The organism is Scytonema sp. NUACC21 (assembly GCF_054684315.1).
Genome location: NZ_BAAFZH010000068.1, coordinates 43,396 through 66,705 on the forward strand (window position 1 = coordinate 43,396; position 23,310 = coordinate 66,705).

12 protein-coding genes and 3 pseudogenes are annotated in these 23,310 nt (G+C 40.9%); 10 read left to right on the forward strand and 5 right to left on the reverse strand.

The window, feature by feature from the left end:
* Positions 1-107 precede the first annotated feature (107 nt).
* Positions 108-668, forward strand: a pseudogene (locus tag ACYRY3_RS12230) (cytochrome P450); the annotation flags it as partial.
* Here the strand turns inward: ACYRY3_RS12230 and tftA are convergent.
* Complete coding sequence (tftA, locus tag ACYRY3_RS12235) at positions 595-1,866, reverse strand: hormogonium tapered terminus morphoprotein TftA (RefSeq protein ID WP_460201941.1); 1,272 nt, start codon at positions 1,864-1,866, stop codon at positions 595-597. The pseudogene ACYRY3_RS12230 and the gene tftA overlap by 74 nt on opposite strands.
* A gap of 154 nt (positions 1,867-2,020) precedes the next feature.
* Between tftA and dnaG the strand changes: the two genes are divergently transcribed.
* Positions 2,021-3,982 carry a DNA primase gene (dnaG, locus tag ACYRY3_RS12240; RefSeq protein WP_460201942.1) on the forward strand — a complete coding sequence of 654 codons (1,962 nt, stop codon included), beginning with the start codon at positions 2,021-2,023 and terminating at the stop codon, positions 3,980-3,982.
* A 1,244-nt stretch (positions 3,983-5,226) separates the two neighbouring features.
* On the opposite strand, the gene ACYRY3_RS12245 is transcribed toward dnaG, so the two are convergent.
* Positions 5,227-5,418, reverse strand: coding sequence for a hypothetical protein (locus ACYRY3_RS12245; RefSeq protein WP_460201943.1), 192 nt, complete (start codon positions 5,416-5,418; stop codon positions 5,227-5,229).
* A 145-nt stretch (positions 5,419-5,563) separates the two neighbouring features.
* Here ACYRY3_RS12245 and ACYRY3_RS12250 point away from each other — a divergent pair, with 145 nt between their 5' ends.
* Entirely contained in the window at positions 5,564-8,203 is a 2,640-nt protein-coding gene (locus ACYRY3_RS12250; RefSeq protein ID WP_460201944.1) for an NACHT domain-containing protein, read from the forward strand.
* 761 nt (positions 8,204-8,964) lie between these two features.
* On the opposite strand, the pseudogene secA reads toward ACYRY3_RS12250, so the two are convergent.
* From secA to ACYRY3_RS12265, 3 genes and pseudogenes are all read right to left on the reverse strand, one after another.
* A pseudogene (gene secA, locus ACYRY3_RS12255) lies at positions 8,965-9,570 on the reverse strand (preprotein translocase subunit SecA); the annotation flags it as partial.
* The gene (locus ACYRY3_RS12260) at positions 9,563-10,633 is read right to left on the reverse strand and encodes a tetratricopeptide repeat protein (RefSeq protein ID WP_460201945.1); all 1,071 of its coding nucleotides are present in this window, start codon (positions 10,631-10,633) and stop codon (positions 9,563-9,565) included. The gene ACYRY3_RS12260 and the pseudogene secA, both read right to left, overlap by 8 nt.
* Positions 10,633-11,922: an ATP-binding protein gene (locus ACYRY3_RS12265; protein WP_460201946.1), complete on the reverse strand. Its 1,290-nt coding sequence runs from the start codon at positions 11,920-11,922 to the stop codon at positions 10,633-10,635. Before ACYRY3_RS12265 ends, ACYRY3_RS12260 begins: the two co-directional genes overlap by 1 nt.
* Before the next feature lie 145 nt (positions 11,923-12,067).
* Between ACYRY3_RS12265 and ACYRY3_RS12270 the strand changes: the two genes are divergently transcribed.
* From ACYRY3_RS12270 to ACYRY3_RS12300, 7 genes and pseudogenes are all read left to right on the forward strand, one after another.
* Entirely contained in the window at positions 12,068-13,582 is a 1,515-nt protein-coding gene (locus tag ACYRY3_RS12270) for an AAA family ATPase (protein ID WP_460201947.1), read from the forward strand.
* Positions 13,583-13,689: 107 nt separating this feature from the next.
* Positions 13,690-14,232, forward strand: a complete 543-nt coding sequence (locus ACYRY3_RS12275) for an SH3 domain-containing protein (protein ID WP_460201948.1) — start codon at positions 13,690-13,692, stop codon at positions 14,230-14,232.
* Between the two features lie 886 nt (positions 14,233-15,118).
* Positions 15,119-16,555, forward strand: coding sequence for a peptidoglycan-binding domain-containing protein (locus ACYRY3_RS12280; RefSeq protein ID WP_460201949.1), 1,437 nt, complete (start codon positions 15,119-15,121; stop codon positions 16,553-16,555).
* Between the two features lie 106 nt (positions 16,556-16,661).
* Positions 16,662-17,534, forward strand: a complete 873-nt coding sequence (locus ACYRY3_RS12285; protein WP_460201950.1) for an S-methyl-5'-thioadenosine phosphorylase — start codon at positions 16,662-16,664, stop codon at positions 17,532-17,534.
* Positions 17,535-18,438: 904 nt separating this feature from the next.
* Positions 18,439-19,305: pseudogene (locus ACYRY3_RS12290) on the forward strand (cell division protein FtsH); the annotation flags it as partial.
* Positions 19,306-19,863: 558 nt separating this feature from the next.
* Positions 19,864-21,084: an FG-GAP repeat domain-containing protein gene (locus tag ACYRY3_RS12295; RefSeq protein ID WP_460201951.1), complete on the forward strand. Its 1,221-nt coding sequence runs from the start codon at positions 19,864-19,866 to the stop codon at positions 21,082-21,084.
* A 481-nt stretch (positions 21,085-21,565) separates the two neighbouring features.
* Positions 21,566-22,783: an FG-GAP repeat domain-containing protein gene (locus tag ACYRY3_RS12300; protein WP_460201952.1), complete on the forward strand. Its 1,218-nt coding sequence runs from the start codon at positions 21,566-21,568 to the stop codon at positions 22,781-22,783.
* The last annotated feature ends 527 nt before the right edge of the window (positions 22,784-23,310 follow it).

The following is a 23,310-nucleotide window of genomic DNA, read 5'->3' on the forward strand; positions in this document are numbered from 1 at the left end:
TATTTTCATAGGCAATGCCTAACCTTTGTACAGCACCAGCCAAGTATCATATGAAAGCAACTAGTGAATTGCCAGATGGTCCCAAAATGCCTGTCTTTCTGCGGTGGATGAAATTTATTTTTCAGCCACTGGAATACGTGGAAGATTTTGCAAAAATCTATGGCGATAACTTTACCATCTGGGGTCAAGATGATTCCCACAAGGTGTACTTCAGTCACCCCCAAGCACTGCAACAAATTTTTACTGCTGATTCCAATCAGTTAGAAGCTGGCAAGGGAAATACGATTTTAAAATTTATGGTGGGAGCGAATTCCCTACTTTTACTTGATGGCAATTCCCACCAGCGCCAACGCCAACTGTTAGCCCCTCCCTTTCATGGTGAACGTATGCGGGCTTACGGTGAAACTATCGGGGAAATTACGCAGCAGGTTAGCAACTCTTGGGAGATTGGCAAGCCCTTTAGTATTCATGTGTCGATGCAAGAAATCACCTTGCGCGTCATCTTGCGGGTGGTATTTGGCTTTGATGAGGGACCGCGTTTGGAAGAAATCCGACGGTTACTTGCCTCACTCCTGGACTCTATGGATTCCCCCCTCATGTTCGCAGCTTTATTTCTGCAATTTTTACAGAAAGATTTAGGTTCTTGGAGTCCTTGGGGTCGCGTTGTACGTCTGCTACAACAAATTGATGAAATGATTTACGAGCTCGTTCGGGAACGAACACACCAATTCTAGCACTCTCAAAAGATGCTGCTTCTGCACCTCCGCCAATAGTACCTAAACCGGCAAAATTATTTTGTTCGGGTCTGATATCATCACCAAACCGTAAAAATTCTGTTTCCAAACACATTTGGCAGAAAGCAATATCATAATTTACCCCCTCAATAGTTGCTTCTTCTCGATAGAGTTTTGGAAGGTCGGGAAACTGTACTATAGCATTGTCGTTATTATTTCTTAGAAATAGCTGTAATTGCACTTCCGAGGCATTACCATGTGACATAATCCTGTCAATTTGACCGGGGCAAATTTGTAAAATTGAGCGCAAAGATAGAGTACGATTACTAGCATCCCAAGAGACAGAAATATTAAACTCCCGGAGTTCAACAGCTTTTACATACACGACTCGGCGATAGCTTAAGCGGCGGACATTAGATGCTTTAGATAAATCAATCCGCAAACGGTCTACTAAATCAATGGGAATATAAGCATTACCGTTAATCAGTATTCCTTGCTCTGAATAATTTTGCCCGTTGATGTTGATGTTGATAGATGGATAGGTCACTTGAGCACCATCAGAACCAGAGTCAATAGCTCGACTCCAAGATGCAAGCCCATCAGCAATTCCCAAAGCGAAGTCACGACGGCGAGTTTGCAGCAAAGTGCGATCGTCAGGGCTGGAGAGAAAGCCAACTTGCATTAACAAAGAAGGAACAGATGTTTGCCGACAGAATGTTAAACTGCCCATACCCGATGTTGCATCTGATTTGACTCCCCTGTTAGGCAATTGGGGAACACGACGCAGCAGCCCTACAAGCAGTAGTTCGGCATGGCTCTTGCGGTCTTCATTGTTAGTAATATAGAAAACACTAGCGCCACGGACAGAAGGATTGCTCGCTGCATCAGCATGAATTTCTAAGGCAACATCTTTTTGACGAGCACGGGAATTTATCCAGGTTATGGTTTGCTGAGCACTTAAGTCATCGGGAACCACGAAAACTTCAAAGCTACGTGCCCTTAGTTCGGAAACAATCAAATCTCGCAGGAGAATCATCTCTTTTGCTTCATTGGTACCACCGGCAATTGAACCGGGATCTATGCCTCCTGCTTCTTTGCCTCCGTGAGCTGCTGAAATAAAAATACGTCCCATATTTAGCTATTTTCCTATATAACGATAATTTGTTTTTGTACTAAGCGCGGTTTTGCACCAATGAATATAATATCCATACAGGAGTTAGTGGTTAGTAGTTAATTGTTATTAGTCAACCACTAACCACTAACCACTAACCACTAACTATTTCTCAATGCACATCCCCCGCCTGCATCCAGATACCATTGACGAAGTTAAGCATAGAGCTGATATTTACGATGTCGTCTCAGAACACGTCGTTCTACGGAAGCGCGGGAAAGATTATGTAGGTTTGTGTCCTTTCCACTCAGAAAAAAGTCCCAGCTTTACCGTCAGCCAGACTAAGCAAATGTACTACTGTTTTGGCTGCCAAGCTGGGGGAAATGCCATTAAGTTCCTGATGGACTTGGAAAAGCGTTCTTTTGCTGAAGTGGTGCTCGATTTAGCACGCCGTTACCAAGTGCCAGTTAAGACTCAAGAACCCGAACAATGGCAAGAATTACAGCGTCAGGTTTCTTTGCGCGAGCAGCTGTATGAAGTTCTGGCGGTAGCAGCGCAGTTTTATCAGCACGCTCTCAAGTATAGTGGCGAGGCAGCAATGCACTATCTGCAATCCAAACGCCAACTGAAAGAAGAAACTATTCAGCATTTTGGTTTTGGATATGCCCCTGCTGGTTGGGAAACTGTTTACCGTTATTTGGTGAACGATAAAAATTACCCGGTACAACTGGTAGAAAAAGCAGGTTTGATTAAACCGCGTAAAGAATCAAGCGGTTATTATGATGTGTTTCGCGATCGCGTGATGATTCCCATCTGCGACGTCCTCGGGCGTGTCATTGGTTTTGGGGGCAGAACTTTAGGAGATGACCAACCAAAGTACCTCAATTCCCCAGAAACAGAAGTTTTTCTCAAGGGGAAAACTTTATTTGCCCTTGACAAAGCCAAAGCCTCGATTTCCCAGTGCGATCGCGTTGTGGTTGTAGAGGGGTATTTTGATGCCATTGCCCTCCATGCTGCTGGTATCACTAACGTTGTCGCTTCCCTCGGCACAGCCTTAAGCATGGAACAAGTCCGCGCTTGTTTGCGCTATACGGAATCCAAACAATTAATTCTCAACTTTGATGCTGATGCAGCGGGAACAAATGCCGCAGAAAAAGCAATTGGGGAAATTGCAGAACTGGCATACACCGGCGAAGTGCAGCTAAAGATTCTTAATATTCCTGATGGTAAAGATGCTGATGAATACTTACTTAAAAGCAGCCCGGAGGACTACAAACAGCTGCTAGCAAATGCACCCCTTTGGCTTGATTGGCAAATTCAGCAAATTATCAAAGACCGCGACTTAAAAAAAGCGACTGATTTTCAGCAGGTTTCGCAACAATTTGTAAAATTACTAAAGAATATCGGTAATAGCGATACATTAAATCATTATGTTTCCTATTGTGCGGAAATTCTAGCTCAAGGGGATGCCAGATTAGTACCGCTGAGAGTAGAAAACCTGCTGTCTCAAATTCCTTCTTCATCTACCAAAAAATCAGTAAAACCTCTATTACGCAACCCGCAATACAGGCAAAGACAAGAATCATATCTACAAGAAAGTACAGACACTCAGGACAACGTTTCTACTGCTTCAAAACCAGAACAAATTCTTCTAGAACAAGCAGAGTCTTTGTTACTGCGAATTTACTTACACTATCCACAATATCGTCAAGCGATCGCTACAGTACTAGATGAGCGAGATTTACAATTTAGCCTTTCCCATCATCGGTTTTTATGGCAACAGGTTTTAGAAGTTCCATCTGAAATAGAGCAAAATTTGTTATCAACAATACAAGATAGATGTCTGGAATTTCCTGAAGAAATAGAATTAGTTGCTCACTTATTTCATTTAAATGAAAAAACTCAGAAAGAAATTTTCTTCCGTCATGAGAAATTAATTCAGGCAGCGACCGCCTCTATAGAAGCCGTGATGAGAGAAAAGCGCTACCGCTACTTCCGAGAACTTTTCGATCGCACCGATCCTGAGGTAGAGCCGGAAAAATGGCAATCCTATTATCAAGCTTTCTACGCTGAAAAAATGCGGCTTCAAGAATTAGACCGTCAGCGGCAATTTACAATAGCAGATTTATTGTTGTAACCGTTAATTCCTTAAAAAATATTTAGAAAAGTTGGGAAGTACCCGTAAAAAAGGCAGTGATGACAGAGCCCACCCCCTGCCACCAGACGAAATTGAAGCTTTATCAAAACTCAAACAACTTTGCGCTCCACAAAATGTCTACGTTTTCGTTGGAGAAAGGGGAGAGCCGCTTACTCTAGCCGCCGTTCAACGTCTTCTCACTTGACTCAGGGCGATCGCACACAAATACTTGTAAAACAACAGGAATTGAGTCGGCAAGAACGCTCACTTCCTTGTCATACATTGTTTGACAGTTGTTTTGTTGACAAAAGAAACATATTTGCACCAGGTGTTGTACCGATGCTGTGTTGTAAATATCGAAAAGACACATTATGTCTTATTAAAATCTAAATAAAAACAACAACAACAGCGTTGTAAATTTTGGGCATTCTATGACGTTGTTAATTGTTTATATTTGTTAAATAAACAACGTATACTAAAGTATAGTTTTCACAGCGCAGAACCACTTAAGGTTAAGAACATCGTTGTAGAATCTCACCCAATAAGGTAACGCTGTAGAAAATTGTAACAGCGTAAAACGCTTGCCTTGTTTGTTTTCTAGACGTTATAAGCGACATAAGATTAATTTTCGCTATTACAATCTGCGCTCGCCACAGATCAAATACCAACAATTGACCCTAAGTGGCAAAACACTCAAGATTGGTGACGCCACTCCACAAGAAATTAGTACTTTGAGCCACCTATTCCACGTTGTGGCTCTTTCGTGGAGGAAAGGGCTTGGCTTGAGCAGATGGGAACAGAGGAATTAAATCTATTTGTGGTTATTCACGTTTTGTTCTTTCTTCTGGCAATTAATCTGTTGAAGTACGGCAATAGACTGATTAATCATCCAAATCAACACTTCAAACGTTGAAGCTCCTTCATCAATTTTTATTTTTCCTTGCACCCCAATCAGGAACAATTGACCTTATATAACTAGCGAAGTGGTGAGTAAGTATTTATCACTAAAATTCTTGTACACTACTTGGCTTATCTATATAAGTGGGAAAGTACTGTAAAGGTAGCTATGATGCAGTAGCGCGTTAAGCCCATCGTATGCATCTTAAGTTCATCTGGTTATTTCATAAAAGAACCCAAGGGATATAAGCTAGTGTTTCGGACATTAAGTCGGGAGCTTGTCAAGGTATCTGTAAAATAGGATACTTTTGTAAGCCCCCACAACCCGTAAGTTGGTTCAGATCAATTTACAACAAACCTAATTCCTGAAGAATTTTCAAGAATGTCGTAATGACTGAAAGAACCGAGCCAACATCCCTCATGATTCTAAATAGTGTTCGCCAGTTCCAATGTTGGGGTTTCTTCTCGCTGGGCTTTTTGGGTTCACTATCGCTGGGGTGGTTAGGGGTTGAAGATGAGAGTAGAGTCCTGTTTTTCATAGACTGTTTGTCCTTGAATCACTACACTCTCAGTCTCCTAATTTGATACTTAAAGTTCAGCAGTTACATGGCTAGAGAAATGAATAACTATTGTATACTTTTGGTATGACTTTAGCTTTTCACTCTATATGAACGTAATTTAACCATGCCACAGAATTCGCTAAAAGCATGTGCTGTAGGGATAGAAAAGGCAAAAACATCTCTTACTGGCAAAGGGTGGAGCCAGCAAAAATTAGCGAAAGAACTACAGGTAAGCCGTCAACCAGTTGATAAATTCTTTAAAGGTAAACCAGTAAGTAGTGATATCTTTACTAGGATTTGTAAGAAGTTAGGGCTAGATTGGCAAGAAATTACTGGTCAAAAATCAACTGATTCAATTGGTTCACCAGAGAAAGCAAGTGTTAGTGCCAATATTTCTGCACTTCCAATTGAAAAAATTAGCTCAACTTACCCTCTTGAAGAAAAAATCGATGCCCAGATACAAATAGATGTTACTACTTTTAACGAATATGCTAATCGATATACTGCGCGCTATGGTAGCATCCGTATTTTAGGTATGAAGCAGGATGCTTCTTTAGAATCCATCTACACAAAGGTTAGATTTTTAGATGAGTTAAGCATTCGCCAATTTATTTCTTTGGAAGCCCTGGAGCAAACTTATCGAGAAGGTCGGAAACGTCGTTTCCAAACCAAAGAGCTAGCAACACTTGATGGCTTCACTGTTGCTAACGAATATCAGTATCTGATGGTATTAGGTGGACCTGGAGCAGGCAAGTCCACCTTTTTAAGAAGGATTGGGCTGGAAGCTCTGAAAGGTAAGATGAGCAAATACCAGCATCGCTCTATCCCTGTATATGTAGAGCTTAAAAGGTTAAATTCTAACATAATTGATTTGAATAAGGTAATTGCCGAGGAACTGCAAAACCTTGGCTTCCCTTCTTCTCAAAAGTTTGCCATTAATTTTCTAAAACAGGGTAAGCTGTTGATCCTGCTAGATGGACTAGATGAAGTTCCCAAAGCAAACTTGATTGCGGTTATTAATGCAATTCAAGACTTTGTCACTCGCTACGATCAAAATCGCTACATTGCATCTTGCCGCATCGCTGCCCACCGCAGCACATGGCATCGCTTCCGTGATATTGAACTGGCAGACTTTGATGATGAGCAGATACAGGAATTCATTCGTAACTGGTTTCAATCAGAACTAGATCGGGAAACAGGAACTGCTGAGAAATGCTGGGAAACTTTAAATAATCGTAGTAATGTTGCTGCTAAAGAACTAGCACAGACCCCACTGTTGCTGACATTTCTTTGCATGGTCTATGACCGCACACAAGGCTTCCCTATCAATCGGGGAAGATTATACAAGAAGGCGTTAGATATTTTGTTGGAGGAGTGGGCAGCGGAGAAACGGGTTTACCGGGATGAAATTTACCAAGGGCTAAACCCGGACCTGGAAAAGGTTTTACTTTCAGAAATAGCTCATGAAGGTTTTATTAACGACCAACTCTTTTTTACACAAGAAGAGATAATAGATAAGATAAAAACGTTCCTAGCAGATACAGTTGATAAACCTAAGTACTTAGACGGTGAGGCCGTCTTAAATGCTATTGCTATTCAACAAGGTATTCTCGTGGAACGAGCAGAAGATATTTTTTCTTTCTCACATTTGACTGTTCAAGAATATTTGACAGCTCAGTATATTAGTCAAGACTCAGATTATAGCAAAGAGTTACTAGGGCAATATTTAACAACAGAGCGATGGCAAGAAGTTTTTCTTCTAATTGCGGGGTCAGTAAGTAACGCAGATAAGTTAATAGAATGGATGGAAGTAGAATCACAAAAGTATATTATTAACTCTTCTTTGATTAGGAATATTATCAACTGGGCAGACGAATCTACAAAGATTTTAAATAGTCCTTTTCAACCTATTGTTAGACGTTCTTTAGCTATTGCTTTCTTACTACTTGTTTCTAAAGTTGATAATGAATATGTTGCCGAAAACTCTATTAGTGTAGAAGCTTTTATCCACGCTAATGGTATTGCTAGTTTCCTTGCTCGTCATAGCTTGAAAATTCACTCTCTAATTCATTCACTGGCTCAAGCATTTTCTACTTTTAGCAAAGATGTCAAAGCTTTTTTATATATTCTTAAATATACTTCTGATGATGAAGTAATTGATGATGAAGTAACTGATGATGAAGTAATTGATGATGAAGTAATTGATGATGAAGTAATTGATGATGAAAACAAGCAAGTATTAATATCCGACTCTGATTTACTTGTGTCCGACTCTGATTTACTTGTGTCAGGTGCTATAAATAATATTCGTAATCTTTCAAAAGAAAGAATTGGACTTTGCCTTGAAAACGTAGAATCTTCGAGTAATTTAACTGGTAACATTGCTAGTGTACTTAGTTATATGATTAATGAATCAGCAATATTCAATTCGGATATTACGTCTTTATTGAATCGGGAATTGCAAGCATTACGAATTTCGTTATTAAAAGCTATGAGGAGGCAGAAAAACTTGGGAACTCAGGTTATTTCATATGGTGTAAATCCAGCATTTGTAGAGAGAATTCGTCAGAAATTACTAAAGAGCTTAAACCTTACTACACAAATGACTAATTTTTCAAAACAAGATATAAAGGCACTAACAAACTACTTGTATGTCAATGAACTTATAGTCAAATGCAGAGTAGAAGCAGTGAGAGTGTCTCGGGAGAAGTGGGAGGCAGTTCAGGAGAGAATGCTAACGATGAGAAGAAAAATAAGTAGTTAGAAATTATTCAGTCGAGGATTCTGATACTCTTGAAGGCACGGATAACAACAGTGTAAGAATGAGGAATGCAAGTCAGAGTTATATATCCAAAATCAAAAGCTCACTTTTCAAACGGTGGAATTGCCAAAACATCATTGTTGTTGTTATTTAATGAAAATATTCAGAACGACATAAGAGCCATTTCGTAGAATAAGTGGCTCAAAGTCTTAATTTCTCGTGGTTGTGAAAAGAACTGTTCTCTTCTGCGGTTGCATATGACTTCACCCGCCTGTTAAGGAATAGTACGCATGGGGTATCCCGTACCATCCCCTGAGGGCTTCACGCAGAAGTCAGAAGAAAATAGATAGTGGGCTTAATTCTTAATTTTTACAAAGCTTAACTAATTGCTCTCTTGACGGAGCGGTTATCTATTACCTAGAATTTTGGGAAATCAATCTAAATATCAACCCAAACCGGGGACCTCTTCTTCAGAGGTGCCCGGTTTATTTTTGGATTTGCTATTAGCTAGACCCAGTCAAAAATTTTGGTGGCTATTATTTAGTGGAAACACTTATTCTATTTCATTATCCTAAAAGGACTTACAGCACATTTCAGGTAAATGAAGTACACCCGTAGGGGCTCTCGACCGTTCGCCCTTACAACAATCTGTACCTCCTCCGCGTTGAAATCTGCTGTATTTAGAATGAAATAGCCCTATCCTAAAACAAAGACGCAAAGGGATACTAGATACCTTTGCGTCTTTACATGATATCTCTACAACCTTAAACCATCTCAGATGATGTTTGCATCATTGGCTGAGGCTGGGGCTGGAACATAAACAACGAGTAAACGACATCTCGGCGAATGTTAACCATCATATCCAAGAACAATTCGTAACCCTCACTCTTGTACTCAATCAGCGGGTCTTTCTGACCGTAACCGCGCAATCCAACGGATTCGCGTAATGCATCCATTTGCTGTAAGTGTTCCCGCCACAAAGTGTCAATTCGCTGCAGAATAAAGAACCGTTCTGCTTGGCGCATCAACCCAGGCTGAATTTGGTCAATTTGGGCTTCCTTCAAGTCGTAAGCAATTCTTACTTGTTCGTGTAAGAAAGCTTTAATTTCACCCATTGACATATCTTCTAGTTGAGTTGGCTGCAAGTCAGCTAGCAGATAGACAAATTCTTTCACCTTATCTACCAACTTATCCAATTCCCATTCTTCGGAAGGTAAATCGGGGTTGATATAGTAGTCAACGATGTCATCCATCGTTTTTTCAGCGTACTTAATAACCTGTTCTTTCAGGTCTTGACCTTCTAAAACCCGACGACGTTCGGCGTAGATAGCACGACGTTGGTTATTCATAACTTCGTCGTACTCAAACACGGTCTAGGAACTGCAACACATCGCCGATGGCTTTGAGGGTGTTTGCTTCCCCCAAACGATCGCCGATCTGACGGTAGAAATCCAATGCTTGCTCGTAGCGTTCTAATGCTTCATCGCGGCGGTCTAGGAACTGCAACACATCGCCGATGGCTATGAGGGTGTTTGCTTCCCCCAAACGATCGCCGATCTGACGGTAGATTTCCAAAGCCCGTTGATAGTAATCGTCAGCTAATTTAACTTGTTTTTTCAGTTCAAAATAAAGGTCTCCTAAACTTTCTAAACTACTGGCTAAGTCAGCTTTTAAGCCTAATTTTTCTTGTAACGCAATTGCCTTCTCATATGCTTGAATTGCCCATTCACGGTCTTGGTAGCTGTCATAGCGTTGCCTATAGGCTTGTGCCAAACTATCGTAAAGTGTTGCTAGTAAAGGAGATTCCTGATTTTGTGCCTCAATTTCCTCAATCAGCCGTAATATTTCTTCCAACGGTAAACCGCTAGTTTTCTCTGATGCAGTTGTGTGCTGCAATGGTGATATTGCAGTATTCCGTATTTCTACAGAAGGTAACTCACTCCTAAACCAAAAGACTCCACCCCTCCAGCTCCAAAAATCTGGTGCCCGTTCTTCTAAACGAACCAATATTGGCTCGGTTAACCAGAGCACAATGGGAAAGCGGAATTGTCGCAGTGCTTCCCTTGTCCACTGTAGGTAGCCAAAAAACCTGTCTTGCTCTGATTTGGGTGCATCTAACTTCACTGACAGTAGCTCGTCTATTCCCAACACCGTGATTGCGGCTGGCTGTCCCTGCTGCAAATTTGGTTCTTTTTCTACCAATTGCCCTAGAGCATAGCGTAAACTGGGATCTTGACTGCGTACCCGCACCCTATAGGTAAGAAAGCCCTGCTGTCGAAGTTCCGTTTCGTATTGCCGAATGAGGTTTTCGCGCAAATTGCGGTCATCACAAACTGCTATCAGCAAGTTTAAAATACCCTGGCTTGCTTCCAAGGCAACCATTAACTTCTGATAATTACGTTGATTTTCAGCTTTGACATCAATTGTTGACATTATGCAATCAACTGCTTGCGTTTAAGTAAATCCACCACAATTGGATGCAAGTCGTACCAAACATCATCATTTTCATACTCCAGCACGTATAATCCGTGCAGCAGAGAGAGAAATTCTTCACTCTTGGCATCTTTAGGGGTATGATTTTCGTATGTTGTTACTAATATGTTAAACAAATTTTCACCCAAAGGACGAGCAAACTCATTTCGCAAGTCCTTAACAGCTAATTGCAAAATTTCTTCATTAATCTTTATGTCCGTTCGTTCTGGTTCAGCACGAATTAATAGCAAGCACTGAGAGCAGCATTCCCTGGCAATTCTGACTAACTCTCGCACAACACCGCCACTTTTAAGAACAAGTTGCCTTGCAATATCTGGCTCAACTAATTCTTCCGGAACACGCTTTTTCAGAATATTTAGAAATAATTTTACTGCCTGTTCCTTTGGAATTCCATCTTCTTTATGGCTATCTCCTTTTTTAAAGAATTTACAGATGCTCATTAAATAAACACGGGATGCTACTGATTGTAAAGTTGCCAGTAATTCATTATTGCGGATTGCAGAAATAGGAATAGTATAAATGATTCGGAATTTAGGTAAAAACAGAGAGTTGATATTATTTTTATAAATTTCTTCAACTAACCCTAAATCTAGTTTATCTAAATCATCAATAACAACTAAAACTTCTTTTTTTGTGTAGGCTTGAATAATTCCGGCAATTTCATCGGTTTTTTTGACAAGTTCGGAAACTTTACGTGAATACGTCTTTTTGATTTCTTCGCGAAATGTAGCTTCGTTCTTCAACTTGGCAGTGATAATTTTAAACCAGTCACCACCCACTCCTACTTCAGACTTCAAGTCTTTGGTCACGGTTTCTGTTTGAGTAGTTGTGAACCAGTCCAATAAGGATTGTTCAGTTGCTTGGGGTATTTGTACTCCAACTTTTTTAACTTGGCTTAGTAGATTGAGGGCGATCGCATACAAAATGTTAACATGATTAACATCTGACATTTCAATCATGTCAGCCACCGAAAAAAAAGCAACACAATAGCCTTGCTCCATCATTTTTGCAGAAAATTTTGCCAGTAGAGTCGATTTGCCACAACCCCGGTGCCCAGCAAAAATGATTTTGCCGTTTGAGGGCGCATCTTCCACAGCTTGCTCTAAACGGGCAATGGTCTCATTGGCAAAATCTACCCGGAATGCTTCAATCTGTTCCCAAGTAATAAGCGGGAAGAGTTCCAAATCCCGGTACGCTTTACGAAACTTTTCCAGCAAACTTTTGTCCAAATTTTTACCTCCAGAGACTCTTAAAATATCATATCCGAGCCCACATTTCCTTCAAGCAAATCATTTTCTTGTCTTTAGACTCTTGACTTTTGACTCTCAACTAATGGCTAATGACTACATAACCAATAACTCATGACTGTTACCTATGACCTTTCGTGATGAGTTTAAACTGCTGCTACGTGCCCGCTATCCCCTACTCTACATTCCCACCTATGAGGAGGAACGGGTAGAAGCCACTATCCGCGAAGAAGCAGCAAATCAGGGTAATCGACCTGTATATACTTGGGATTTTGTGGATGGTTACCAAGGTAATCCCAACGACGCGGGATTTGGTCGTCGCAATCCCTTGCAAGCTTTGGAATTTGTGGAAAAAATACCTGCATCCGCACCCGGAGTATTTATTCTACGAGACTATCATCGATTTTTAGATGATGTGGCCATCGCTCGCAAACTCCGCAACCTCGCCCGACTTCTCAAGTCACAACCAAAAAATATCGTCTTGCTGTCACCCAGAATTGCGATTCCTGACGACCTAACAGAAGTTTTAACAGTTGTGGAATTCCCCTTACCATCAGCTACTGAAATTAGAGGGGAAATAGAACGCTTGTTAGGAGCAACTGGTAACTCTCTTACTGGTAAAGTGATGGATGATTTGGTGCGTTCTTGCCAAGGGTTATCAATGGAGCGTATTCGCAGAGTTTTGGCAAGAGCGATCGCAACTCACGGCGAACTTTTACCAGAAGACGTGGACTTGGTTTTGGAAGAAAAACGCCAAACTATTCGCCAAACCCAAATTCTCGACTTTTACCCTGCAACAGAGCAAATTTCCGATATTGGCGGATTGGATAACCTCAAAGACTGGCTGCTGCGTCGTGGTGGTTCATTTACCGAGCGAGCGCGACAGTACGGTTTACCCCACCCCCGAGGTTTGTTGTTAGTGGGGATTCAGGGGACTGGCAAATCCCTAACAGCTAAAGCGATCGCCCATCACTGGCATTTACCTCTACTGCGCTTGGATGTAGGAAGATTGTTTGCGGGTTTGGTGGGTGAATCTGAATCCCGCACGCGACAAATGATACAAGTAGCAGAAGCCCTTGCTCCCTGTATTCTCTGGATAGATGAGATAGATAAAGCATTCTCCGGGCTTGGTAGTAAAGGTGATGCAGGAACAACCAGTCGTGTTTTTGGGACATTTATTACCTGGTTGGCTGAAAAAACCTCACCCGTGTTTGTTGTCGCTACTGCTAACGACATCCAAGCACTCCCACCAGAAATGCTGCGAAAAGGAAGGTTTGACGAAATTTTCTTTGTTGGTCTTCCTACCCAAGACGAGAGAAAATCAATTTTTACCGTGCATTTATCTCGATTGCGTCCCCATAACTTAAAAAATTACGATATTGACAGACTGGCTTATGAAACACCTGATTTTTCCGGGGCAGAAATTGAGCAAACTTTGATTGAAGCCATGCACATTGGATTTAGTCAAAACCGAGATTTTACAACCGATGATATTTTAGAGTCCGCCAGCCAAATCATTCCCTTAGCTCGAACCGCTACTGAGCAAATTCAGAAACTGCAAGAATGGGCTGCTGCGGGTAGGGCGCGACTGGCTTCCAAACACAGTCCTTTGAGCAATCGCATTCAACGCCAGCTGCAATAATAGATGAGTCATTTGTCATAAGTCATTTGTCGTTGGTCATTAGTCTTGACAAAGGGCAAATGACAAAGGACAAATGACTAGTAACTATTGACCTTGAGGGTGTATGTATGATTGGTAACATACTGAAATTTATACTTGGTATTTTATTAGCGCTCACCATTCTGGTGGGAGGTGGTGTTGCTACTGCTTTGTATTTCATGAACAGAACTTCCGCACCACCGCCAAAACCCACTTTTGCCAACGATTTTCCTCCAGTGCAAGGGAAAAAGCCAAAAGCAGTGGCTTCTAAAAGCGCAGCCAAAAAACCAAACTCCACGCTTGAGTCTAAAGCTGAAGCGCCTGCTCAACCAACTCCATCTCCTACTGAATCACCAAAAGAATTACCGCCAGGAGCTTACAATGCCCGTGTAACCTGGCCTCAAGGCTTGAGTTTGCGGGCAGAACCACTGTCAGAAGCTGAACGTATTGGTGGAGTTGGCTTTAATTCTAGAGTTATCGTTTTGCAAGAAAGCAGCGATCGCGCTTGGCAAAAGATTCGTATAGAAGGGAGCGATCAAGAAGGTTGGGTGAAAACGGGGAATACTCGAAAAGCTGACCCACAGGAAGAGTCCGAGCAATCAGAGCAAGAGGAACAAACACAACAACAATAAGCAAATTGCAGTAGACTTCTAACTGCAATATTATTCTGTTGATTTTTATTGTTATTTTCTTAAAAAAACTTCAAATTTGGCCACAGGTATTTTATAACCCAAATCGGTTCAGTGAAGACGAATGGAGGTTGGGTTGGGGACGAAACCCAACACGATCGGTCATTTATTGGTTCAGTTCCTCTAACTGAACCATTATTGTTTTATGATGCACATCCGTTCAGATGAGGTGTTTGCACCAACCTTTCACCTATGTAAAGACGCTTTAAATAGCGCATTTCTATGCCTTGAAATGTTACCTAAATAATTATTTTATATATAAATCTTTTATATACTAATTTTTCTTATATAAAATTATTATAAAAATCAGAGTTTGCAATAATTGCTGACACAATATTTTTAAAAAGTTTTTCCGGAATACCAACAACAAGTGATGTAGCTAATATTCACAGGGGACTGAGAGGCAGGGGTGGTGATGAAAAGAAGTGTTTTTCGATGGCAAAAATCTATTGATGTAGCATTGATACTCCGCTGTCATAAAAGATTACAATAAGGAATTTATGGGACTGCTATAGATTGTAGGCAAACAAGCATACCAGCAGCCTCAAGGTATTCATCGGCAGAATTGAATAGGTGCTATTAAGGTGTAGCAGAACGTGGTAATATAAGGCACTATCAAATAAAATACTGTTTGCTTTTAGGTGAGTAAAATGATTTACTCAAAACTTGGTATTTTCCCTCTAAAGCATCGATCCAAACACTCTCATTTAAAGCACCGGAGAGGGGACATCACACATGAATAAAGCGAACTACTAGTACCCTACCGCCCTAACCATTAAAACCCCGTTATATAGATTTGTCAACAATACAAACACAAATAACTATAGTTATGAAAAGTATTACACATTCCCCTAAAGCTTCAGCTAGTCAACTAATATCCAGCGATCGCCATGCTTCTACCAAGGCTGATGGCTTGTTTGCCAATGTAACTTGGCAAAAATTATCGAGCAGCGCGGCAATGCCTTTGTTGTCTGTAGCCTTAATATTATCCGTCCTAAATGTGGCAGAGCAGGCTTTATCAGCCCAGAAATTAGGAAGTGATGGACCGGAAGTTGCTAACATTCAAAGTTGTTTGAAAAAATTAGGTTATTTCAACAGTCAGGTAACAGGCAAATTTGCTAACAGAACGCAGGAAGCTGTGATTCGGTTCCAACGCGCCAACGGTCTACCAGCTGTCGGAGTTGTAGGGAAACAAACGCAGCAACTTCTGCGATCGCAGTGTCAAAGCAGAGTTAATGGCGGTTCTGTCAACGGGAATTTGCGACGGGGGACGACAAGTGCATCTGTCAGAAGATTGCAACAAGATTTGCAGCGTTTGGGGTACTTCAACAGTGATATAACAGGTTATTTTGGTTCAGAAACAGAACGAGCAGTCTATAACTTCCAGCAATCCTATGGGATACGTCCTGATGGCATCGTTGGTACAAGAACACAAGAAGCGATACGTGCTAGTTTAAATCAACCCAACTACCCACCCATCCAAGCCGAAAACTATCCACCCATTCTACCCGAGTACCCACCACCCTTTGGCAATAATGGTATGGGTGGGGGTGATAGTAATACTTCCTACGCTTTAAGACCGGGCGACTCAGGTCAAGAAGTCAGACAACTGCAAGAGGACTTGCAGCAGTTGGGTTATTTTAATGCAAATCCAACAGGATACTATGGTTCAACAACTCGAGAGGCTGTAGAACGTTTTCAACAAAATTACAGAATTCGCTCCAGTGGTGTTGCTGACTACCAAACCCTAGACACCATATCAAATATTTTAGCACAATCAAATTCTGGCGATTCCAATTGTGCGGCTAATAGGGGTGAAATTTGTCTGGGTGAGAGAAGCCAGCGAGTTGAAATGGTGCAGCGCCGGTTGCAGGATTTAGGATTTTTTAGAGGTAACACGACTGGCTATTACGGTTCTGCAAGTAGAGATGCTGTTGTTCAGTTTCAAAGAAATCGCGGGCTCGAACCTCATGGGTTTGTAGATTTTCAAACTTGGCAAGCGTTAGGGTTGAGCTATCCTGGTTATCCTAATGGCAATCCCACAGGATCGAATCCCGGACGCGAAAATCGGTATGTTGTAGTGGTACCAATTCGCAATTACGATACTCTAAACAGAGTACGTCAATACGTGCCTAATGCTTTCCAAGCTGATTCTAGGTTGGGAGCGTATGTGAATGCCGGACAGTATAACAGTCGTTCTGAAGCAGAAAAACAGTCTGACTTTTTACGCTCGCAAGGTATAGATTCACGAGTAGAATATTTTTAACTGTTAATAGTCATTTGTTCTTTGTTCTTTGTCATTTGTAAGGGTGCTGATGACGAATGACAGAGGACAAGTAACTATTAACTACTGACTTATTTGGTTGAAGATAATGGCAGAAGCACGTATTGGAATTATTGGTGGCAGCGGTTTATACAAAATGGATGCACTCAAAGATGTGGAAGAAGTGCAAATCCAAACACCGTTTGGTTCCCCATCTGATGCTTTGATACTGGGAACATTGGATGGTACGAGAGTCGCATTTTTAGCTCGTCACGGGCGCAATCATACGCTGTTACCTTCAGAGTTGCCATTTCGTGCTAATATCTATGCAATGAAGCAACTTGGTGTAGAATATCTTATCTCTGCTTCAGCCGTTGGTTCTCTCAAGGAAGAAGTGAAACCACTGGATATGGTGGTTCCCGACCAGTTTATTGATAGAACTAAGAATCGAGTGTCAACATTTTTTGGAGAAGGAATAGTTGCTCACATCGCTTTTGGCTCTCCAATTTGTAAGGGCTTGGCTGAGGTTTTAGCTTCTGCGATCGCTTCTTTAAATTTGCCAGATGTCACCTTGCATCAAGGTGGTACCTACGTGTGCATGGAGGGACCAGCATTTTCAACAAAAGCAGAATCAAATCTTTACCGCAGTTGGGGTGCAAAGATCGTTGGAATGACCAATTTGCCAGAAGCAAAGTTAGCACGGGAAGCGGAAATTGCCTATGCAACTTTAGCGCTAGCGACAGATTACGATTGTTGGCATCCAGATCACGATAGCGTGACAGTTGAGATGGTAGTCAGTAATTTGCAAAAAAATGCAGTTAATGCTCAAAAAGTCATTCAAGAGACAGTGCGACGGTTGAGTGAGAATCCACCGCCAAGTGAGGCACATTCAGCATTGAAATACGCTGTTTTGACCAACCTGGAAAAAGCTCCAATAGAAACAAAGGAAAAATTGGGGTTATTGCTCAAGAAATATTTGTAGCACGATTGTTTCGTAGGTTGGGTTGACGCCAGGAAACCCAACACCTTCAAAATTATCTCGTAGGTTGGGTTGACGCCAGGAAACCCAACACCTTCAAAATTATCTCGTAGGTTGGGTTAACGCCAGGAAACCCAACATCTTCAAAATTATCTGAACCGGATTGAATTGTGTTGGGTTTCGCGCTTTGCTCAACCCAACCTACGATTATTATTTCTATAACGAAACACTGAAATTTCTCTCTGCGAGTGAGTGATTTTTTATTCCCCGATTGTAAGAAAACTATTGGAACAAAAAAACAGTTTTTGCGGAATATGCGAAAGAATAGAAGGGTTTTCCTAAAGATTTTCTATTGTGAGCCAGTTCGTATTCTGTAAATTTATATACTTAAATGCTTTTTTTCTTGGTCAAGTCTCTGAAAAATTTTGGGTCTTGACAAAACAATTACGTACAGACTATGAAAATGCTCCGCAAAACTATCAGAACAGTAATTCTTGCTTGTATGGTTGCTGCTTTAATTGTGTTTGGAACACCAGCAATTTCCCATAATGCTGAGCCTCAAAAGCATGGGCAGGCATCAACTTCGATTTTTAATCACAGTTTTCATCCCGAATTAACGGCAGGTGACCAAAGTGCAATTGATTCATCCAATACTGGTTCTGCTAGCGGTTACTCAGAGAACATCCGTCTTGCTCACAGAAGCCCTGTGACTCAAGAAGCAAATGTCAGAAAGAGCGTTGTTGACCTAACTCCAGAAGAGAAACATGCTTTTGTGAATGCCCTGCAAACATTAAAACATACATACCCAGAGGGTAGCCAGCAGAGCATCTACGATCGATTTGTTGCAGTACACGTAGCGGCAATGGGCTTAATGTTCGATGGTGCTCAAGGTCCAGCAGCGGGGCATGATGCACCCGACATCAAAGGACGTTTGGAAATTTTAAAAGTCCATGCTCGAAACAAGAAACTCGACCCCAGTGTTTCTTTAGAAGTAATTGCCCGTCGCTGCCCTGGATTTACTGGTGCAGACTTAGCCAACTTGCTTAACGAAGCTGCTATTCTGACTGCTAGACGGCGTAAAGAGGCAATCACTAACAGCGAAATTGATGATGCTGTAGACAGGGTTGTTGCTGGTATGGAAGGCACCCCATTGGTAGACAGCAAGAGCAAGCGTTTAATTGCTTATCACGAAGTGGGTCACGCCATTGTAGGTACGTTGCTCAAAGACCACGATCCAGTACAAAAGGTGACCCTCATTCCACGGGGACAAGCACAGGGCTTGACTTGGTTTATTCCCAATGAGGAGCAAGGGTTAATCACGCGATCGCAACTCAAAGCTAGAATTACTGGTGCTTTGGGTGGTCGTGCAGCAGAAGACATCATCTTTGGTTCTGCAGAAGTGACCACTGGTGCTGGAGGCGACCTGCAACAAGTGACCGGTATGGCACGGCAAATGGTGACACGATTTGGGATGTCCGATCTAGGTCCGATGTCTTTGGAAAGCCAAACAGGAGAGGTTTTCTTAGGTCGTGATTGGATGAGCCGATCTGATTATTCCGAAGCTATTGCCGCTCGAATTGATGCTCAAGTCCGTGGAATAGTAGATGAATGCTATCAAGTAGCGAAAAAGATTGTGCGCGAGCACCGTACCGTCATGGATAGATTGGTTGATTTGCTCATTGAGAAAGAAAGTATTGATGGTGAGGAATTCCGTCAAATTGTAGCTGAGTATACCACCGTGCCTGAGAAGCAACAGTATATTCCTACTCTTTAATCTCACTTTTTTCTTAACTTAATAACTTTCATGGGGATGTAGTACAATACATCCCTATTTTTATTATTTTTTCTTTGACTTCTTGAAAAATTCGTGTAGCGATACTCCCTTCTCGCCAGCACTAGTTGCACAGACAAAGCACGAAGTGTGACGTAGTGCTTTGTGTGTGCGTGGTTTTGGTTCGCTTAAATTTTTATAATTTGGTGCAATACACATAGGAGGGCGAACAACCGTTCGCCCCTACTGTACCTACCCAGCTATTAAATGCATTTGAAATTCATAACGAACATTTTTATTATGATTTTATTGCATCTTTAAATTGTAATTTAAACTCCTTTTTGTAAGAAATATCCGTTAGATTAACATCAAAAATTAAACATATTAAATGTTATTAATTAACATACTTATTGATAAAAACAATTATAATATTTTGTTTTTTAGATAACAAAATAAGAACAAAAGTAAAAATGAAAAATACATTGAATCTGTTAAGGATTAACATAACCAACAAGAAAAGTGGGTTAAAAAATGTATGAACACTAAAGATAAAGAAACATCATGTCGGAATCTCTCAGCACAGAAATTAAGTCTAATGCTTTTCAAATTAAAGACAAGAACAGTTTAGATAATGATTTAACTCTTCAGGGTTTCACTAATTCCTCGTCATTACCGGTAGAGACAGAATCAGTATTTGACAATATAATACCAGGACTTACTCCAGCGAAGAATCCTAATCCCTTAATGACAAGTTCCGCCATTATTTCTGATTTTAATGGTGATGGAAAAAACGACAAACTCTGGTATAACTCTCAAACTGGTGAAACCGCCATTTGGTTGATGGATGGCACCAATATTCTCGCTGAGGCTTCTATAAAAACAGTAACTCCAGGCTCGACTTTGAACATTGCTGATTTCAATGCGGATAACAAGACAGACCTCCTCATTCACAATACTCAAACAGGTGAAGTCACTGCTTTAGTAATGGATGGGACAACAATTGTTTCTGAGACTGCGTTGACTCCACAGGGTGCTGAATGGAATCCAACCCTTGTTGATTTCAATGCCGATAACAAAACAGATATTTTCTGGCGCAATGCTCAAACAGGGGAAAACAAAGCTTGGTTGATGGATGGCACTACCATTACCTCTGAAACTGCTTTGGATACTTTTGATACAAATTGGACGGCTCAAGCAGGCTTTTTCAATGGTGATACCAATACCGACATCTTGTGGCGCAACAATGTCACCGGTGAGAACGTTGTCTGGTTCATGAATGGTACAACTGCTACTCCTTCTGCGTTACCTACACTGGGTGCAGAATGGCAAATATCTAGCTTTGGAGACTTCAACTTCGGTCTTCAATCTTTTGAGACTGATATTGTTTGGCACAATACTCAAACAGGTGAGAACAAAGTTTGGCTCTTTGATGAAGGAAATGTTGTAACTGATGCTGCGTTACCTACACTTGCTGGTGCAGGTTGGAAATCTGTAATTGGTGATTTCGACGGTAATGGAAACACCGATATTTTCTGGTATAACGAACAAACAGGTGAGAATAAAGTTTGGATTATGGATGGCTCAACTGTAACGAGCGATGTCTCTCTACAAACTCAAAGCCCTGCTTGGAAAGCTAGTATTTCTGACGTTGATGGAGATGGCAAAACTGACATTTTCTGGCGGAACTATGAAACAGGTGAAAACAAGGTTTGGGTGATGAACGGTACAACCTACACTGAATCTCCTCTAATGGCACGTTCTCCAGAGTGGTATACCGCTTAGGGGCTGCTATACCAATTCTCTTTAACTTGCAAGTGAGATTTTGGGAATTGGTACTAGTCAAGAATTAGAAAGATAAAAACTTTTACGTCACGAATGAGTAAGTCGCTGGACATTGTTCTAGCGATTTTTTTAATTTGATTACAACATTGATATATATGGTGGGCAATGCCCACCCTACGTTAGGGTAGAAGATTTTGATATATATGGTGGGCAATGCCTACGTTAGGGTAGAAGATTTTGATATATATAGTTGGCAGTTACCACCATACGTTAGGTTAGAAGGGTTTTTATCTTCCAAAAGGTGTGAATTTTTAAGTTTTAAAAGAGTATTTTTGCTATGGGAAATGTTAGACATATAACATATGCTTTATTGCTTTAGTGTGAACAATCAAAAAATAAAAATAGCAGATGTTACTTTTTAACAGAAACATTTAAAAAAAACAGTTAAAAAAATTATGAACACTAGTCATAAACAAACATTATGTTTGCATCAGAAACCTTAAATTCTATAAGTACTAGTGCATTCTTATCTCTGCCGAACTCCAATAATTCTGCAGCCAAAGATGCTTTAGTAGATACTGCTATGGTTTGGGGGCGCTCGCCACAATCACTACTTGCTGATACGTCATTACTACCGATAACGGCAACAGGACAAAACCCCAATCCCAATCGTCTATTCAGTAATGCTGCGATCGTTCCTGACTTTAATGGCGATGGCAAAACTGACAAATTTTGGCGTAATACCCAAACTAATGAAGTAGCTATTTGGGTGATGGATGGCACAAGGGTAGCAACTGCCGGAAGTCCCAGGCAAATAGACTTCTCTTGGGACTTTGATTATGCTGATTTCAACCGTGATGGCAAAACTGACATCTTTTGGCGCAACACTCAAACAGGTGACAATCTTATCTGGATAATGGATGGGATAAACATTGCCTCTGAAGTTGGTTTGGACAAAATTGCTCCAACATGGAGTGCTAGTATTGCTGAATTCAATGGTGATGGCAAAAGCGATATTTTTTGGCGCAATACTCAAACAGGTGAAAATGCCACTTGGTTGATAGATGGCACTCGAGTACTTACCTCCGCTTTTATAGATTCAGCTGACCTATCCTGGAATTACAGCATTGTTGATTTTAATGGCGATGGTAAGAGCGACATCTTCTGGCGCAATACAGTATCAGGTGAAAATGCTGTTTGGTTTATGGATGGCTCTAATACATCAAGGTATGCCTTATCATCATTAGATCCAGTGTGGGACAGCTACACCCTGGGTGATTTTAACGGTGATAGCAGAACTGATATTCTCTGGCGTAATAGCCAAACAAGTGAGAACGCTGTGTGGCTGATGAATAGTATTTTTATTACGTCAGGTTCTTTACCAAAACTTGATTCGTCTTGGAAATCCAGTGTTGGAGATTTCAACGGTGATGGTAAGACGGATGTTTTCTGGCACAACGAAGCTACTGGCGAGAATACTGCTTGGCTGATGGATGGCACATCAGTTTCTACTTCAGCCTTCTTGCCTACAACTGACTTAGCTAGAAAACCTACCATTGGTGATTTTAATGGTGATGGTAAAACGGATGTCTTCTGGCGAAATTCCGATACTGGTGAAAATTTCATTTGGACTGTGAATGGTACAACTACAACTGAAACTCCTATAGACACAGTTCCCCCAGAGTGGATTGCGTATTAGAAAGTTATGTTGACTAGGCTGTTGATAGTTGGCTAGTAACAGTCAACTATCAATTTTTTTAGAAGTAAAGCCACTAAGTTGGTGGGTGGGAATAAGAACACCTATGTAGCAATGTCAATACGACTTAAATCTTTACCAATGACAGATGACAAAGAACGACCTTAACGAGTTATCTTTATTTGCGCGTATCTATTTAGTGCAAGTTTATCTATCATCGCTACCAAATTTTTGTTCTAAAATAGGCTTGTTTCAAGGTAGAATTTAGCAATGCAGAAAAAACTCGCTTCTAATCGCTTGGAGTTTCAATTAATAGCGATTCATGGATAGTAGTTATATTAAGCGTACAAAACAATAGATACATGGAAAGAACTTGCCTCTTTGGGAAAGTCTTTACGTAAAATTAAATGTATTTTAATCGAAAGTTTACTCTTAGACTGCTAGTGTATTATTAATTCACTTTTTGCTGCAACATTTGAACCCTCCAAAACTTGGATTTCCGGGAGTTGGAGGGGTTCTTTATGGTATAA